Source organism: Flavobacterium sp. UBA6135 (assembly GCF_002428305.1).
In the GTDB taxonomy this organism is placed as follows: domain Bacteria; phylum Bacteroidota; class Bacteroidia; order Flavobacteriales; family Flavobacteriaceae; genus Flavobacterium.
This window is the reverse complement of sequence record NZ_DIVJ01000035.1, coordinates 45,627-60,778: the sequence shown is the minus strand read 5'-3', so window position 1 is coordinate 60,778 and position 15,152 is coordinate 45,627. Positions and strand designations below refer to the sequence as shown.

Sequence of the window (15,152 nt, the reverse complement as noted above, 5' to 3'; positions counted from 1 at the left end):
CTTTTTTAGGTAGTAATTTAAACGATGCAGAAGTTTTTTAATTTTTATTTTTCCATTCTAAATTAAACTTATCAACAAAAAATCAAATTAACTTGTTGATATTATATTATTAAAACAGGATAAAAATATCCTATTTAAATTAAATTTGATAATTCATTCGATAAATTAATTATTCAAATTAAATTTCATGGAAAAATATGTTATTAAAAGAAACGGTGTTTTCAAACCATTTGAATTGTTCAAAATAGAACAAGCAATCGAAAAAGCATTTGAAAGCGAATTGCAAAATTATAATCCATTGGTAGTAGAAGATGTGCTGCATAAATTGGATGATAAAGAGACTTGGGCCGTTGAAGAGATTCAAGATATTATTGAAAAAGTGTTGTTCAGTAGGGGTTATTTTGACGTGATGAAGTCGTTTATGGTTTACAGGCATACTCGAAAAATGCAAAGGGAACACATATTGGGCTTAAATGAAGATACTTCGTATGTGGACAGCACACAAACTATTGAAGAGTATATTTCTCAAACGGATTGGCGAATTAATGCTAACGCAAACACCTCTTATTCTAATGCCGGCTTAGTAAATAATGTAGCCGGAAAAATTATAGCTAATTATTGGTTAGACAAAGTGTATTCAAAGGAAGAAGGTTTTGCACACCGAAATGGCGACTACCATATTCATGATTTAGATTGTCTAACGGGGTATTGTGCCGGCTGGAGTTTGAGGGTACTATTAAACGATGGTTTCAACGGAGTTAGAGGTAGAGTAGAAAGCAAACCACCGGCTCATTTTAGAGAAGCTTTGGGACAAATGGCCAATTTTTTAGGTATATTACAAAGTGAATGGGCTGGAGCTCAAGCCTTTAGTTCTTTTGATACTTATTTGGCTCCGTATGTTTTTAAAGACAATTTGAGCTTCGAAGAGATACTGAAAGCCGTTCGAAGTTTTGTATATAATCTTAATGTACCGGCCAGATGGGGACAATCACCATTTACTAATATTACTTTAGACTGGGTGGTACCGGATGATTTAAAAGTACAAATACCAACCCGCAATAATGAGCATCTATTTTTAAATTCAAAGGGAGAAGCCTTTTTACAAAGGGCAAAAGAGAGGGGAGTAGCATCACCATTGGAACTACGGTACGAACATTTTCAACCCGAAATGAATTTAATAAACAAGGCCTACTATACTGTTATGACGGAAGGGGATGCTAACGGCCAACCTTTTACATTTCCAATTCCTACTGTAAACATTACCGAAGAATTTGATTGGTATGGTGAAAACACCGATATTCTTTTTGAAAACACAGCTAAAATTGGTTCTTCCTATTTTCAAAATTTTATTGGTAGCCAATATGTTTATGATACTAATGGTGAAAAAGTTGAAAACCCAAATGCCTATAAACCTAATGCCGTTAGAAGCATGTGTTGTCGTTTGCAACTCGATTTACGAGAGTTATTAAAACGCGGAAATGGTTTATTTGGAAGTGCTGAAATGACAGGAAGTATTGGTGTAGTGACCATCAATATGGCTCGCTTAGGTTATTTATATCCGGAAAATAAAACAGGACTTTATCAACAAGTGGATTATTTAATGGAATTGGCTAAATCTACTTTAGAAAAAAAACGAGTGTTTGTACAAGACATGTATGATCGAGGATTATATCCCTATACCAAAAGGTATTTGCCTCATTTTAGAAACCATTTTTCTACGATAGGTGTCAACGGTATCAACGAAATGATTTTAAACTTTACGAAAGGGGCACATGATATTACAAGTACTTTTGGAACGGATATGGCCACAGAAATACTGGAGTATATCCGAAACAGAATGAAACAGTTTCAGGAAGAAACTGGAAATTTATACAATTTGGAAGCAACGCCCGCAGAGGGAACTACCTATCGTTTTGCGAAAGAGGATAAAAAGCGTTATCCTAACATTATTCAAGCTGGAGAGGGAGAAAACATCTATTATACTAACAGTTCACAAATTCCAGTAGATTATACAGAAGATCCGTTTGAGGCTTTATTAATGCAGGATGATTTGCAGTGTAAATACACCGGAGGTACCGTTTTGCATTTGTATATGAATGAAAAGATAAGCTCTGTTGAAGCTTGCCGCAACTTTGTTAAAAAGGTAATTACGAATTTCAAATTGCCATATATTACCGTAACGCCTGTATTTAGCGTTTGTGCGATTCACGGATATCTAAACGGTGAACATGAATATTGCCCGAAATGTGACGAAATTTTAATAGAAAAACTTAACTCAAATAAACATGAAAACACAAACCCTTTCTAAATTAGTGTTGGGACAACACAACGAAATGCGAACAAAATGCTTAGTTTACACCAGAGTGATGGGTTATCATCGACCGGTTGAAAGCTTTAACATTGGAAAAAAAGGGGAACACAAACAACGTACCCATTTTAATGAAACCAAGTGCTAAAAAGAAGATTCATAGCATTACTGCTTTCACATTATTAGATTATCCTGACCATACGGCATGTATTCTTTGGTTTCCCGGATGTAACATGAAGTGCAGTTATTGCTACAATCCGGAGATTGTTTTCGGGAAGGGAAATTATTCTATTCCCGAAATACTCTCTTTCTTAGAAAAACGGAAAGGCTTGTTAGATGCTGTCGTATTTAGTGGTGGAGAATGTTTGTTACACAAAGAAGTATTGGATGCCATGCATTCAATTAAAACAATGGGTTTTTTGGTCAAAGTAGATACCAATGGGAGCATGCCACATCGGTTAGCAGCAGCTTTGAAATTAAAACTGATAGACTATATAGCCTTAGATTTTAAAGCTACTAAACTGAAAACGAAAGACATAACCAAAGCAAATTTTTACAACCAGTTTTTTGAAAGTTTGACTGTAATTCAAAAACATGAAGTTACACATGAAGTGCGAACCACCATTCATTCCGAATTACTAAAGGAAGACGATATCTTAGAAATGATACATTTATTAGAGATAAATGGTTATGAAGGAACATATTATTTGCAACATTTTAGAAACGAATCGATAACCATAGCACCGCTTCAACATTCAAAAGCTATGGACTATAACCATTTGTCTACAATGAAAATTCAAATTTCGATGAGGTAATATGATTTAAATCATACCTTCTTTCTTTATGTCTTTATAATTTTGCTCGTAGAATTGTGAAAAAATAGTGCTATTTTTGAAATAAAAAATGTTATCTAAAACTTGTGAATACGCTGTTAGAGCTACCATTATTATTGCGGCAGAAACACAGCAGGGTGATCGAATTAGTTTGCGGGAAATTGCCAGAAAAATTGATTCCCCGGAGTCGTTTACGGCTAAAATTCTTCAAAAGTTAGCAAAAAATAAAATCGTCGATTCGCTTAAAGGAAATGGCGGCGGTTTTTTTATTGCTAAAGAAAAACTAGCAAGCATTAAATTGGGAGCTATTATTGTAGCAATTGATGGTGATTCGGTTTATAAACGTTGTAGTCTTGGTCTAAATGATTGTTCTGAAGTAAAACCTTGTCCGTTTCATAATCAATACAAACCAATTAGAGAACAGTTGAAAAAGGCATTCGACAATACTACCTTGGCCGATTTAATTGCTGGTTTAGCAGAAAATGAAACCTTTTTAAAAATTTAAAAAGTTTGACTTTTAATAAGACAAAAAAGTCCTATTACAATGAAAGAAAAAAACGTATTACAACAAAAAATTTTTGCTCTCAAGCAGCAAAAGAAAGCAGTCATTTTAGCTCATTACTATCAATCACCGGAAATACAAGAAATAGCCGATTTTGTGGGGGATAGTTTAGAATTATCAAGAAAAGCAGCCACAACTAATGCAGAAATTATTGTTTTTGCAGGGGTTTATTTTATGGCTGAAACGGCTAAAGTTTTGAATCCTAATAAAGTAGTGTTAGTGCCTGATGTAAATGCCGGATGTTCTCTGGCGGATGGATGTCCACCGGATAAGTTTAGAGATTTTTTAAAAAACTACCCAAATCATAAAGTGGTTACTTACATTAACTGTTCTGCTGAAATTAAAACCATGAGCGACTATGTTTGTACTTCGTCAAATGCTGTTAAGGTGATTAATGCAATTCCAAAAGAGGAGAATATTGTTTTTGCACCGGATAAAAATCTAGGGAAATACCTCATTAAAGAAACAGGAAGAGATATGGTTTTATGGGAGGGTTCTTGTGTGGTTCACGAAGCTTTTTCATTGGAAAAATTAATTGATTTATACCAAAAAAATCCGGATGCCGTGATTGTGGCTCACCCGGAATCTGAGGCCCATATTTTAAAAACGGCTCAATATATTGGTTCTACTTCCGGTATGATTAATTATATAAAAGCGTCTCCGGAAACAAAATTTATTATCGCAACCGAAAATGGAATTTTGCACAAAATGCAACAAGAAGTTCCTCATAAAATACTTATTCCTGCACCATCAAAAGAAGATAACACCTGTGCTTGTAGCGAATGTGCTTTTATGAAAATGAATTCTTTAGAAAAACTGTATCAGTGTCTTTTGGAAGAATCTCCGGAAGTGCTACTTGCAGATGAGCTCATAGGCAAAGCTCAAAAACCCATTCAACGAATGCTTAAAATGTAATATAATGAAAACATGTGATGTAGTAATATCCGGAACCGGCATAGCAGGACTTTCTTTGGCTATTCAACTCAATGAAAGAAAACCAAATCTAAAGATTGTTGTATTGACTAAAAGCGAACCCGAAGTGACAAATACTTCTTTAGCACAAGGAGGTATTGCAACGGTTTATAATCAAATTACAGATAGTTTTGAACAACATATCAAAGATACTTTGAGTGCAGGTCAAGGAAAATGCAATAAAAATGTAGTGGAAATGGTCATTAAACAAGCACCGCAACGTTTGAATGAACTAATTAATTGGGGTGCTGAATTTGACACCACCACAAACGGCAAGTTGGATCTAGCTTTAGAAGGGGGACACAGTCAAAATAGAGTCGTGCATTACAAAGACAAAACAGGCTTCCATATACAAGAGGTTTTGTGGGCTAAAATTGCAGCAGCAAAAAACATTAAAGTACTAGCCAATGCTTTTTGTGTGGATGTCATTACAGATAATGAATCGGATGAGAATGTTGCTATTGGGATGAGTTATATGACTGGAACTGATAACGAAGAGAAAACTATTTTTGCACAAGCAATAGTATTAGCTACAGGGGGCAGTGGACAATTGTTTAACTACACTTCAAATCCTGAAATTGCAACAGGTGATGGAATTGCAATGGCATTTAGAGCAGGAGCAACTATTGCCGATATGCAATACATTCAGTATCATCCTACAGCTTTATATGAAAAAGGAAAGAGCAATTTGTTTTTGATTTCGGAAGCGGTCAGAGGTTTTGGAGGGCATTTAATAAATTCAAATGGAAAAAGATTTTTGTTTGATTATGATATTAGAGGTGAATTGGCTACAAGAGATATTGTTTCTGAAGCTATTACCAAAGAAATCAACCATTCCAAAGAAGATTGTGTCTATTTGGATGTTCGTCATTTAAATCAGGAAGACTTCAAAAACCAGTTCCCAACTATTTTTAATAAATGTAAAGAAATTGGAGGCAATCCGGAGACCGATTTAATACCTATTGTACCGGTTGCTCATTACCAATGTGGGGGTATTGAAGTAAATGATTGTGGCCAAACATCGGTGAAAAATTTGTATGCATTGGGAGAATGCTCCTGCACAGGTCTGCATGGAGCCAATCGCTTAGCTTCTAATTCGCTTTTGGAAGCCTTAGTTTTTTCCTATAATGCTTCAAAACAAATAATAGACGACACCCATCTAATTGTTCCTAGAAAAACTATTCTCCAAAACAGTAAAGCAAAAGCTGATGCAGTTATTTTCCCAAAAGTGCTGTACAATTTCAAATGCCAAGTGAAACAGATAATGACTTATCGGGTTTTACATGGAAACCAGGAGGAAAAGATGAAAGCACTGACCCAATTGATTAAAATTCATACCGATTTGATGGAATGTGTTGATTATTATTACCGATGTAAAAATTGCTGCGAACTGGAAAACATGCTACAAACCGCCATGATTATCATCAATCAATCGTCACACGCCCTTCATTTAGAAACAAACAAAATGAATGAATATGCCTTCAGTTAAATTTACACCGATTACGATTTTTATAACGCTAAGTGTATTATTTATAATCTTTTCCTTTTCTATTTATCTGAAACCGATGCGGGAAAAAGACCCCCAAAAAGCAACATTACTTAAGCAGGCTGCCGCTGGTAAGGATGTTTGGCAAAAACACAACTGCCATACTTGTCATCAATTATATGGTTTAGGAGGCTATTTGGGACCTGATTTAACCAACGTAATTGCTAAACCCGGATATTCGAATGTGTTTTTAAAAACAGTCATCAGTAATGGAATGGGACTAATGCCCGCTTTTGATTTGACAAATCAGGAAATGGAGGATATACTCGTTTTTTTACAATCCATGAACGAAACCGGTACTGCAAATCCGCAACATTACTCGCCTCAATTAAACGGAACATTTACTTTAGATCATTAAAAATGAAATCAGGAACTTGGCTGCTACGATTGGCATTGTTATTACTTTTCTTAGGATTACTTTTTGGATTTTTAGCCTCATTTGCATATCGTTTGTCAGATGCCAAATCTGAATTTATTGGTTTTTTAACGCTACGGCCGTTGCATGTAACCAGTGCCTATTTTGGTGTAGTTGTAGGGGGATTGGCTTGTGTAACTTTTGCTCTTCAAAAAGAGACCATCAAGCCCCTTTCATACAATCTTTTAAACATTCATTTGTCGTTATGGCTGATTGCTTTAGTTGGAATTTTTTACAGCTATTTCACCGGCGATTTTGGAGGAAGAGAGTATTGGGAATTCAAACCAATTTGGGCATTACCCATTCTGATTTCTTATTTCATTTTTCTACTATTTTATTTAAAAAACGCAGGTTCCTATAAAAAATGGCCGGTTTATAAATGGATGTGGTTCACCGGACTTGTATTTTTTGCTTTTATTTTTATAGAAAACTACCTCTGGATTTTTCCTTATTTTAAAGAACATTTAATCACCGATATGACTTTGCAATGGAAAGTTAACGGATCGATTGTGGGAGCCATAAATCAAATGATTTACGGTTTGGCTTTTTATTTAATGGTAAAAATTTCAGGAGATGAAAAAATGGGTCAAAGTAAATTAGCTTTTGCTATGTATTTTTTAGGGTTGTTTAATTTAATGTTCAATTGGGGACATCATATCTACATTCTTCCAACAGATCGATACATTCACCACATCTCTTATATCGTAAGTATGACAGAATGGATTATTCTACTTCGTATTTTTTATAATTGGAATCAACAACTGATGGAAAACAGAACACATTATTATTTTTTCCCCTATCGATTTTTAATGGCAGCTGATTATTGGGTGATGATTAACTTGGCGATTGCTTTATTAATGTCAATACCTGCTTTTAATTTATATACTCATGGCACACAAATTACCGTTGCTCATGCTATGGGAACTACCATTGGAATAAATACAATGATTGTGTTGGCTGGAGCTTTTTATTTTATCAAACCTACATTTGATAGTATAAAAGCTTTAAAAAGAATGACGTTTGTTTTCTGGAGTTCTCAAATTGCATTACTACTTTTTTTAATAACATTAACCGGAATGGGCATTCAAAGAGCTTTATGGCAAGCAGGAATCTCAGAAGGTGTTTTTGGTCAAATGATGCTAAGAAGTCGTCCGTGGATGATTGGATTCATCATCACCGGAACAATCTTGTTTGTAAGTTTAGCATGTGTGGTATTGTATTTACTTTTTTACTCCTTCAGGCAAAGGGCACGTTTTCGATTGTTTAAGAGCATTTAATAAATGCAGCTCAAAATAGACTTTGAGTGGTTATGCACAAGGTAATTGCTTAATACAGTTTTAGCTACTTGGTTGTTTTCAACTAAGGTTTTTTCAACGATTAAAAACCCATAGGAAATTAAAATAACCCGTTGGGTGTAATTAAATTTTGGAAATAATTTTGCCACTAATTCACTAATTTTTTATAATAATTATTCGATTAAATTCGAATTTTCATCAAAGATGAANNAATTACACCCAACGGGTTAAAATAATATTTCTGTAAAACAGTTGCATTTTACTCCTTGAAAGTACACTTTTTCCATCCAATTCTTTTTTGTTTTCAATAGTGTTTACTGTTAAATTCAAAGCTTACTGATTTTTTCAGATATAATGTATTGCTCCCACTACTACAATTAATTGAGAACAAATACATGATATTGGTAATCCATAGTTTATCCATTCAGACGTTTTGTTTGTAAGGCAATGATAAAAGCTAAAAAAATGTCATAGGTATGATTGCAATCATAAATTTTCGAATAATTAGGATAGAAATTTGTATCATAATTTTAACCTAAATTAATATGAACAAAATGTATGCACTAGCACTTGGTTTACTCTTATTCATTTCGTGTGGTAAAGATAAAACCAATGCAGGAGAGGATTTTTCAAAGTCTTCTTCAACAGAAACTTCAGATCCATCTTCCTATGATCCAAACCGAGGTGAAGGTAAATATTCTACAGTAGACTTAGGTGTCGGATTGGATGTAGCCATGGCTGCTGAAGGAGAAAAAATAGCAGGAGTTAAATGTATGTCATGTCACAAATTAACCGACGAACGTTTAGTTGGTCCAGGATGGAAAGGGGTGACAGAACGAAGAACACCACAATGGCTTATGAATTTTGCAATAAATCCGGATCCAATGATAGACAAAGACCCTGAATTACAAGCTCAATTGGAATTGTGTTTAGTGAGAATGCCCAATCAAGCACTTTCAGACGACGATGCCAGAAATGTGTTGGAATACATGCGTCAAAACGATGGTGTGAAGTAATAAAAAAATAATAAATAATAATATAAAGCGAAAGTATATGAAAACAAAATTTTTAAAAATGACTACTGTAATAGTACTTATTGCAGCTTTCATGGGTTCCTGTAAACCCAAAAACACAAGTGATACGGTTAGTGGAGACGCGGCTCAAAAAGCCTATGTGGCTCCTGGGAAATATGACGAGTTTTATAATTTTGTTTCCGGTGGATTCAGTGGACAATTAAGTGTTTACGGGCTTCCAAGCGGAAGATTGTTCAGAGTCATTCCGGTTTTCTCTGTTGACCCTGAAAAAGGATGGGGATATAGCGAAGAAACAAAACCCATGTTAAATACATCACACGGATTTGTGCCCTGGGATGATTTACATCACACAGAACTTTCTCAAACCAATGGCGAGGTAGATGGACGCTGGGTGTTTGGTAATGCCAATAATACACCAAGAATTGCTCGTATCGATTTAAAAACATTTAAAACAGCAGAAATTATTGAACTACCTAACAGTGGCGGAAATCACTCGTCGCCTTTCATAACTGAAAACACCGAATATGTGGTGGCCGGAACTCGTTTTAGTGTACCTGGTGATTATGAAAATGGTGACGTACCAATCAACACCTATAAAGAAAATTACAAAGGACACATTAGTTTTGTGAGCGTTGGTAAAAATGGCGAAATGGATATTGCTTTTCAAATCATGACTCCGGGCGTAAATTTTGACTTGTCTCATGCCGGAAAAGGCAAATCACACGGATGGTTTTTCTTTTCATGCTATAACACAGAACAAGCTAACACTCTTTTAGAGGTTAACGCTTCACAAAAAGACAAAGATTTTATCATGGCGGTAAATTGGAAAAAAGCCGAAGAATATGTACGAGCCGGAAAAGGAAAAAAACAGAAAGTACGTTATGCTCATAACACTTGGGACGAACATACACACACAGGTAAATCGGTTATTAAAACAGAAGTTTTAGTGCTGGATGCTTCTGAGCTAAAAGATATATGCTACATGATTCCTTGTCCTAAGTCGCCTCATGGTTGTGATGTGGATCCTACCGGAGAATATATTGTTGGTTCAGGTAAATTAGCCGCATTGATTCCTGTATTCAGTTTTGATAAACTACAAAAAGCAATTAAAGACAAAGCATACGAAGGTGATTATAGTGGAATTCCGGTGCTTAAATACGAATCGGTTTTACATGGAGAAGTTAAAAAACCGGGTCTTGGTCCGTTACATACCGAATTTGATGGAAAAGGGAATGCATATACAACCATGTTCGTTTCCTCAGAAGTAGTGAAATGGGATATCAAAACACTTCAAGTGTTGGATAGAGTCCCTACTTATTATTCAGTGGGTCACTTATGTATTCCAGGGGGTGACAGTAAAAAACCTTTCGGTAAATATTTAGTAGCTTATAATAAAATAACCAAAGACCGTTATTTGCCAACCGGACCCGAATTGTGTCAGAGTGCTCAGATTTATGACATCAGTGGTGATAAAATGCAATTAATTTTAGATTTCCCAACCATTGGTGAACCTCATTATGCTCAAGCAGCACCCGCAGATTTGATTCGAAACAACGGACAATTGAAATTCTATAAATTAGAAGACAATAAACACCCGTATGTTGCAAAAGGGGAGAAAGAAGCTAAAGTGGTTCGCGAAGGGAATAAAGTACATGTTTACATGACTTCTATGCGTTCGCATTTTGCTCCGGATAATATTGAAGGGGTCTTCTTGGGTGATGAGGTGTATTTCCATGTAACCAATTTAGAACAAGATTGGGATGTGCCACATGGCTTTGCTGTAAAAGGGGCTAATAATGGCGAATTGCTAATCATGCCGGGTGAAACCACAACTCTAAAATGGGTTCCGGACAGAGTGGGTACATTCCCATTCTACTGTACCGACTTCTGTAGTGCCTTACATCAGGAAATGCAAGGTTATATTCGCGTATCTCCTAAAGGGGCTAATGTTCCTCTTCATTATAGTTTAGGCACAAATGTGCCGGCTAGTAAATAATAATTCAAAGGGAGCGTCAGTTTCTTGATGCTCCCTTAATTCAAAAAAAAATGAAAAAAGTAAAAATAGCTTTACTCTCAAGAGTTTTACTTTTGGTGGTAGCAGGCTTGTTTTTGGGTTCACTTTATTTTCCCATGTGGCAAATTGATTTAGATGCACCGCAATATCCGGAAGGATTGGTGTTAAAATTACACGCTCATAAAATTGGTGGTGATGTGGAAATTATCAATGGCTTAAACCATTATATTGGGATGGCGACTTTACATACAGAAAATTTCATTGAATTTAAAATACTGCCTTATATCATTGGTTTTTTTGGTCTGTTTGCTTTAGCAATGGCTCTAATTGCCAAAAGAAAAGGGGTTGTTGTATTATTCAGTGCGTTTCTACTTTTTACCATTGTAGCGGGTGTCGATTTTTACCGATGGAACTATGAATACGGACACAATTTAGACCCCAATGCCGCGATTAAAGTACCGGGAATGTCTTATCAACCGCCGTTAATTGGCTACAAACAATTGTTGAATTTTGGAGCTTATTCGGTGCCGGATATTGGTGGGTGGATGTTGATTTGTAGCGGGTTACTCATCTTTATCGTGTTGACCATAGAATATAAGTGGTACCAACGTTTTATGAAACCAAAAATGGCAATGTTACTAGTGCCCATTTGTTTCCTTACAGCTTGTGTAAGCAATGAGGCTCAACCCATAAGATTGAATAGTGATGCCTGCGAATTTTGTAAAATGCCGGTATCCGATGGGAAATTCGGAGCCCAAATTCAAACCCAAAAAGGACGTTTTTATATGTTCGATGACATCTCCTGCTTGGTGAATTACTGTGAAGAAAACAGTGCTACAAAAGTGAAAAGTTATTATGTACATGACTATACCCAAAACAACCAATTGATTGATGCAACTAAAGCGTTCTTCATTAAAGATGGTGAAATTAATAGTCCTATGCATGGAAACATTGCCGCTTTTACCACATTTTCGGACGCCCAAAATTTTGGGGATAAACTAAAAGCCCAAGCCATTAGTTGGAATGAAATTTTAAATAAGTAAAAAAGATCATGAACAGATTCTGCCTTCTTTTTTTGTTTTTTGTTGCCTCTTTTCAGGCTCAAGTGCTTGAGGTGGGAACAAACAAACCCTTCAAAACCATCAAGCAAGCTCTAAAAAAAGCGGAGGTGGGCGATACTGTTATGGTGCATAAAGGGATTTATAAAGAAGGAAATATTCGTATCGATAAAAAAATTGTTTTTTTAGGAAAGGATTTTCCGATTTTAGACGGTCAAAAAAAAGTGGAAGTACTTTCCATTCATGCCGATAGTGTGGTGGTTAAAGGATTTAAAGTAATCAATTCCGGATTTGCAGCTTTAGAAGATCCATGTGGAATAAAAGTTTACAATAAAACTTTTGTTCTCATTGAAGGAAATCAGTTGGATGATAATTTCTTTGGTATTTACATTCAAAACGGTAGAAACTGTATCGTTAAAAACAATACCATTATTGCTTACGGAAAAGAAGAACAACAAATAGGTAATGGTATTCATGCTTGGAAAAGTAATGATTTGCAAATTATTGGAAATACAATCAAAGGACATCGTGACGGCATTTATTTGGAATTTGTATACGATTCAGTCATTTGGAGAAACATCGCAACGCATAATATTCGCTACGGATTGCATTTTATGTTTTCGTCTAACGATTCCTATATCACCAATATTTTCAGAAATAATGGAGCAGGAGTGGCCGTGATGTTTTCTAAAAAGGTAACGATGATCAATAATTATTTTGACGAAAACTGGGGAGCCTCTTCTTACGGACTTTTATTAAAAGAAATTTCAGATAGTTATATTCATTCCAATCATTTTAAAAACAATACGTCAGGCATTTACATGGAAGGAACCAACCGCATCAAAATTGAAAAAAACAGCTTTCAGGGCAACGGTTGGGCCATGAAGATTCAAGCCAGTTGCATGGATAATGAAATTGTAAACAACAATTTTCAAGGGAATACTTTTGATATGGGAACCAATGGAAGTTTAGTATTAAACACGTTTAATAATAACTATTGGGATAAATATGAAGGTTATGATATTAACAGAGATGGTTTGGGCGATGTGCCCTATCATCCGCTAAGTTTGTTTGCGGTTTTGGTAGAAAAAAATCCTTCCGCCATGTTATTGTTTCGAAGTTTCATGATCACATTATTGGATAAATCCGAAAAGGTTTTGCCCAGTATCACACCCGACAATTTTGTAGACAAAGCACCACTCATGAAACCACTGAAGTTATGATAGAAATTAAAAATTTAAATAAAAAATTCGGAAAGTTAAACGTGCTTAGTGATGTTTCTCTTTCCTGTAAAAAAGGAGAATGTATTGCGTTGATTGGTCCAAACGGTTGCGGAAAAACCACCTTGATCAAAACGATTTTAGGGATGGTTTTGCCTGATAATGGTTCTGTAAAATTCAATAAAAAAAGTATTGTCAAAGAGTATTTATACCGTGCAACTATTGGTTATATGCCTCAAATAGGAAGATATCCCGATACAATGACCATTGGTGGCGTTGTAGAAATGATTAAAGCAATTCGAAATTCAAATCAAGAATTGGACGAAGAATTGTGGCACAGTTTTGAACTGGATACAATGGCCGATAAACAAATGCGAACACTTTCCGGCGGAACCACCCAAAAAGTAAGTGCCACACTGGCTTTTTTATTTAATCCCGATGTTTTAATCTTAGACGAACCTACAGCGGGATTAGACCCGTTGGCTTCTGAAATTTTGAAAGATAAAATCATCAAAGAAAAAGAAAAAGGGAAATTGATTTTAATCACCTCTCATTTGTTGAGCGAATTAGACGATTTGGTTACCGAAATTATCTTTATGCAAGAAGGTAGGGTTCATTTTCATAAAAAGGTAGATGATTTGAAATCGGAAACCAATGAAACGAAATTATCAAAAGCCATTGCAAGTATTCTAAAACAAAAACAATGAACAGAATCATCAAAATTATATTGACCGATATCTTAAAAAACAAAATTGTAGTTATCTATACAATTGTTTTAAGTCTCTTATCCTGGAGTGCTTTTGGTTTAGAAGACAATAGTGCCAAAGGGCTTTTAACTATTTTAAATGTCATTTTATTTACCGTTCCGTTAGTGTCCATTTTATTCACAACCATTTATTTATATAACAGTTCTGAGTTTATTGAACTGCTTTTGAGTCAGCCCATCAAACGAAACAAAATTTGGCAAAGTTTATTTTTTGGATTGAGTGCTTCCATGGTCTTGGCTTTTTTTATTGGAGCGGGAATACCGTTGTTAGTCAATGCTCCAAATGCTGTCGGTTTGATGATGATTTTGGTAGGTTCTTTAATTTCTGTCGTGTTTATTGCCTTAGCTTTTTTATGTTCAATTGTAACGCGAGATAAAGCCAAAGGAATCGGAATTGCCATCATGACCTGGCTTTATTTTGCTTTGATTTTTGATGGCTTGGTACTCTTTCTTTTATTTCAACTGTCTGAATATCCTATCGAAAAAGCAATGGTGGGAGTAACGGCTTTAAGTCCGATTGATTTGGCTCGAATTCAAATATTATTACATTTAGATGTTTCGGCAATGATGGGGTATACCGGAGCTATTTTTAAAGATTTTTTTGGAACAACTATTGGTCTTTTTGCTTCGTTTGGATTGTTACTACTTTGGGTGGTAATTCCTTTCTATTTATCACTGCGAAAATTCATCCGAAAAGATTTATAACAACTTCAACTGATTTGTGATGAAAAGAGATATACATAACAGAACAGACATTATCCGTTTAGTGGATGCGTTTTACGAGAAAATAAAAACAGATGCCATCATTGGTTTTTTGTTCAATGATGTGGCTAAAGTAAACTGGCAAAATCATTTGCCTAAGATGTATGATTTTTGGGAGAATGTTCTCTTTTTTACGGGAAACTTCGATGGGAATCCAATGCAGAAACACAAAGAATTACACAGTAAATGCCCCCTTTCTCATACTCATTTTGAGCATTGGAATATAGTTTTCAGACAAACCGTAGATGAACTTTTTGAAGGTGAAAAGGCCGAAGAAATTAAAAGGAGAGCTAAGAATATTTCGGATGTCATTATGTACAAAACCATAAATTAATAATTTTTGTTTAAATGATATTTATCAGTTTTT

The 15,152-nt window shown here is 35.2% G+C and carries 15 protein-coding genes; all 15 read left to right on the top strand.

Annotation, left to right across the window (positions count from 1 at the left end; translation table 11 throughout):
• The first annotated feature begins 187 nt into the window (after window positions 1-187).
• The 15 genes from B3L86_RS09210 (at window position 188) to B3L86_RS09140 (ending at window position 15,119) form a co-directional block, all read left to right on the top strand.
• Complete coding sequence (locus B3L86_RS09210; protein WP_291118038.1) at window positions 188-2,308, top strand: ribonucleoside triphosphate reductase; 2,121 nt, start codon at window positions 188-190, stop codon at window positions 2,306-2,308.
• Complete coding sequence (nrdD, locus tag B3L86_RS09205) at window positions 2,286-2,456, top strand: anaerobic ribonucleoside-triphosphate reductase (RefSeq protein WP_291118035.1); 171 nt, start codon at window positions 2,286-2,288, stop codon at window positions 2,454-2,456. The genes B3L86_RS09210 and nrdD overlap by 23 nt, the downstream gene beginning before the upstream one ends.
• Window positions 2,440-3,123 carry an anaerobic ribonucleoside-triphosphate reductase activating protein gene (locus tag B3L86_RS09200; protein WP_291118032.1) on the top strand — a complete coding sequence of 228 codons (684 nt, stop codon included), beginning with the start codon at window positions 2,440-2,442 and terminating at the stop codon, window positions 3,121-3,123. Before nrdD ends, B3L86_RS09200 begins: the two co-directional genes overlap by 17 nt.
• 88 nt (window positions 3,124-3,211) lie before the next feature.
• Window positions 3,212-3,646 carry an RrF2 family transcriptional regulator gene (locus B3L86_RS09195; RefSeq protein WP_291118029.1) on the top strand — a complete coding sequence of 145 codons (435 nt, stop codon included), beginning with the start codon at window positions 3,212-3,214 and terminating at the stop codon, window positions 3,644-3,646.
• A gap of 39 nt (window positions 3,647-3,685) precedes the next feature.
• On the top strand, window positions 3,686-4,618 hold the full coding sequence (nadA, locus tag B3L86_RS09190; RefSeq protein ID WP_291118026.1) for a quinolinate synthase NadA: 933 nt from the start codon (window positions 3,686-3,688) through the stop codon (window positions 4,616-4,618).
• A gap of 4 nt (window positions 4,619-4,622) precedes the next feature.
• The gene (gene nadB / locus B3L86_RS09185; RefSeq protein WP_291118025.1) at window positions 4,623-6,164 is read left to right on the top strand and encodes an L-aspartate oxidase; all 1,542 of its coding nucleotides are present in this window, start codon (window positions 4,623-4,625) and stop codon (window positions 6,162-6,164) included.
• The gene (locus B3L86_RS09180; protein WP_291118022.1) at window positions 6,151-6,579 is read left to right on the top strand and encodes a c-type cytochrome; all 429 of its coding nucleotides are present in this window, start codon (window positions 6,151-6,153) and stop codon (window positions 6,577-6,579) included. Before nadB ends, B3L86_RS09180 begins: the two co-directional genes overlap by 14 nt.
• Window positions 6,580-6,581: 2 nt before the next feature.
• Complete coding sequence (locus B3L86_RS09175) at window positions 6,582-7,913, top strand: cbb3-type cytochrome c oxidase subunit I (protein WP_291118019.1); 1,332 nt, start codon at window positions 6,582-6,584, stop codon at window positions 7,911-7,913.
• A gap of 563 nt (window positions 7,914-8,476) precedes the next feature.
• Window positions 8,477-8,947 (top strand): c-type cytochrome, encoded by a 471-nt coding sequence (locus B3L86_RS09170; RefSeq protein ID WP_291118017.1) that lies wholly within the window; start codon window positions 8,477-8,479, stop codon window positions 8,945-8,947.
• Window positions 8,948-8,984: 37 nt separating this feature from the next.
• Window positions 8,985-10,961, top strand: a complete 1,977-nt coding sequence (nosZ, locus tag B3L86_RS09165) for a Sec-dependent nitrous-oxide reductase (RefSeq protein ID WP_291118013.1) — start codon at window positions 8,985-8,987, stop codon at window positions 10,959-10,961.
• A 50-nt stretch (window positions 10,962-11,011) separates the two neighbouring features.
• Window positions 11,012-12,022, top strand: a complete 1,011-nt coding sequence (locus B3L86_RS09160; RefSeq protein ID WP_291118011.1) for a nitrous oxide reductase accessory protein NosL — start codon at window positions 11,012-11,014, stop codon at window positions 12,020-12,022.
• Window positions 12,023-12,030: 8 nt separating this feature from the next.
• The gene (locus B3L86_RS09155; protein WP_291118008.1) at window positions 12,031-13,260 is read left to right on the top strand and encodes a nitrous oxide reductase family maturation protein NosD; all 1,230 of its coding nucleotides are present in this window, start codon (window positions 12,031-12,033) and stop codon (window positions 13,258-13,260) included.
• Complete coding sequence (locus tag B3L86_RS09150) at window positions 13,257-13,964, top strand: ABC transporter ATP-binding protein (RefSeq protein ID WP_291118005.1); 708 nt, start codon at window positions 13,257-13,259, stop codon at window positions 13,962-13,964. Before B3L86_RS09155 ends, B3L86_RS09150 begins: the two co-directional genes overlap by 4 nt.
• Window positions 13,961-14,728 carry an ABC transporter permease subunit gene (locus B3L86_RS09145; protein ID WP_291118002.1) on the top strand — a complete coding sequence of 256 codons (768 nt, stop codon included), beginning with the start codon at window positions 13,961-13,963 and terminating at the stop codon, window positions 14,726-14,728. The genes B3L86_RS09150 and B3L86_RS09145 overlap by 4 nt, the downstream gene beginning before the upstream one ends.
• A 19-nt stretch (window positions 14,729-14,747) precedes the next feature.
• Window positions 14,748-15,119 (top strand): group III truncated hemoglobin, encoded by a 372-nt coding sequence (locus B3L86_RS09140; RefSeq protein ID WP_291117999.1) that lies wholly within the window; start codon window positions 14,748-14,750, stop codon window positions 15,117-15,119.
• Window positions 15,120-15,152: the final 33 nt, after the last annotated feature.

Bases quoted from the DNA above. Each gene is read 5' to 3' on its own strand.
- B3L86_RS09210 (WP_291118038.1), top strand. From the start codon at position 188: ATGGAAAAATATGTTATTAAAAGAAACGGTGTTTTCAAACCATTTGAA.
- nrdD (WP_291118035.1), top strand. From the start codon at position 2,286: ATGAAAACACAAACCCTTTCTAAATTAGTGTTGGGACAACACAACGAA.
- B3L86_RS09200 (WP_291118032.1), top strand. From the start codon at position 2,440: ATGAAACCAAGTGCTAAAAAGAAGATTCATAGCATTACTGCTTTCACA.
- B3L86_RS09195 (WP_291118029.1), top strand. From the start codon at position 3,212: ATGTTATCTAAAACTTGTGAATACGCTGTTAGAGCTACCATTATTATT.
- nadA (WP_291118026.1), top strand. From the start codon at position 3,686: ATGAAAGAAAAAAACGTATTACAACAAAAAATTTTTGCTCTCAAGCAG.
- nadB (WP_291118025.1), top strand. From the start codon at position 4,623: ATGAAAACATGTGATGTAGTAATATCCGGAACCGGCATAGCAGGACTT.
- B3L86_RS09180 (WP_291118022.1), top strand. From the start codon at position 6,151: ATGCCTTCAGTTAAATTTACACCGATTACGATTTTTATAACGCTAAGT.
- B3L86_RS09175 (WP_291118019.1), top strand. From the start codon at position 6,582: ATGAAATCAGGAACTTGGCTGCTACGATTGGCATTGTTATTACTTTTC.
- B3L86_RS09170 (WP_291118017.1), top strand. From the start codon at position 8,477: ATGAACAAAATGTATGCACTAGCACTTGGTTTACTCTTATTCATTTCG.
- nosZ (WP_291118013.1), top strand. From the start codon at position 8,985: ATGAAAACAAAATTTTTAAAAATGACTACTGTAATAGTACTTATTGCA.
- B3L86_RS09160 (WP_291118011.1), top strand. From the start codon at position 11,012: ATGAAAAAAGTAAAAATAGCTTTACTCTCAAGAGTTTTACTTTTGGTG.
- B3L86_RS09155 (WP_291118008.1), top strand. From the start codon at position 12,031: ATGAACAGATTCTGCCTTCTTTTTTTGTTTTTTGTTGCCTCTTTTCAG.
- B3L86_RS09150 (WP_291118005.1), top strand. From the start codon at position 13,257: ATGATAGAAATTAAAAATTTAAATAAAAAATTCGGAAAGTTAAACGTG.
- B3L86_RS09145 (WP_291118002.1), top strand. From the start codon at position 13,961: ATGAACAGAATCATCAAAATTATATTGACCGATATCTTAAAAAACAAA.
- B3L86_RS09140 (WP_291117999.1), top strand. From the start codon at position 14,748: ATGAAAAGAGATATACATAACAGAACAGACATTATCCGTTTAGTGGAT.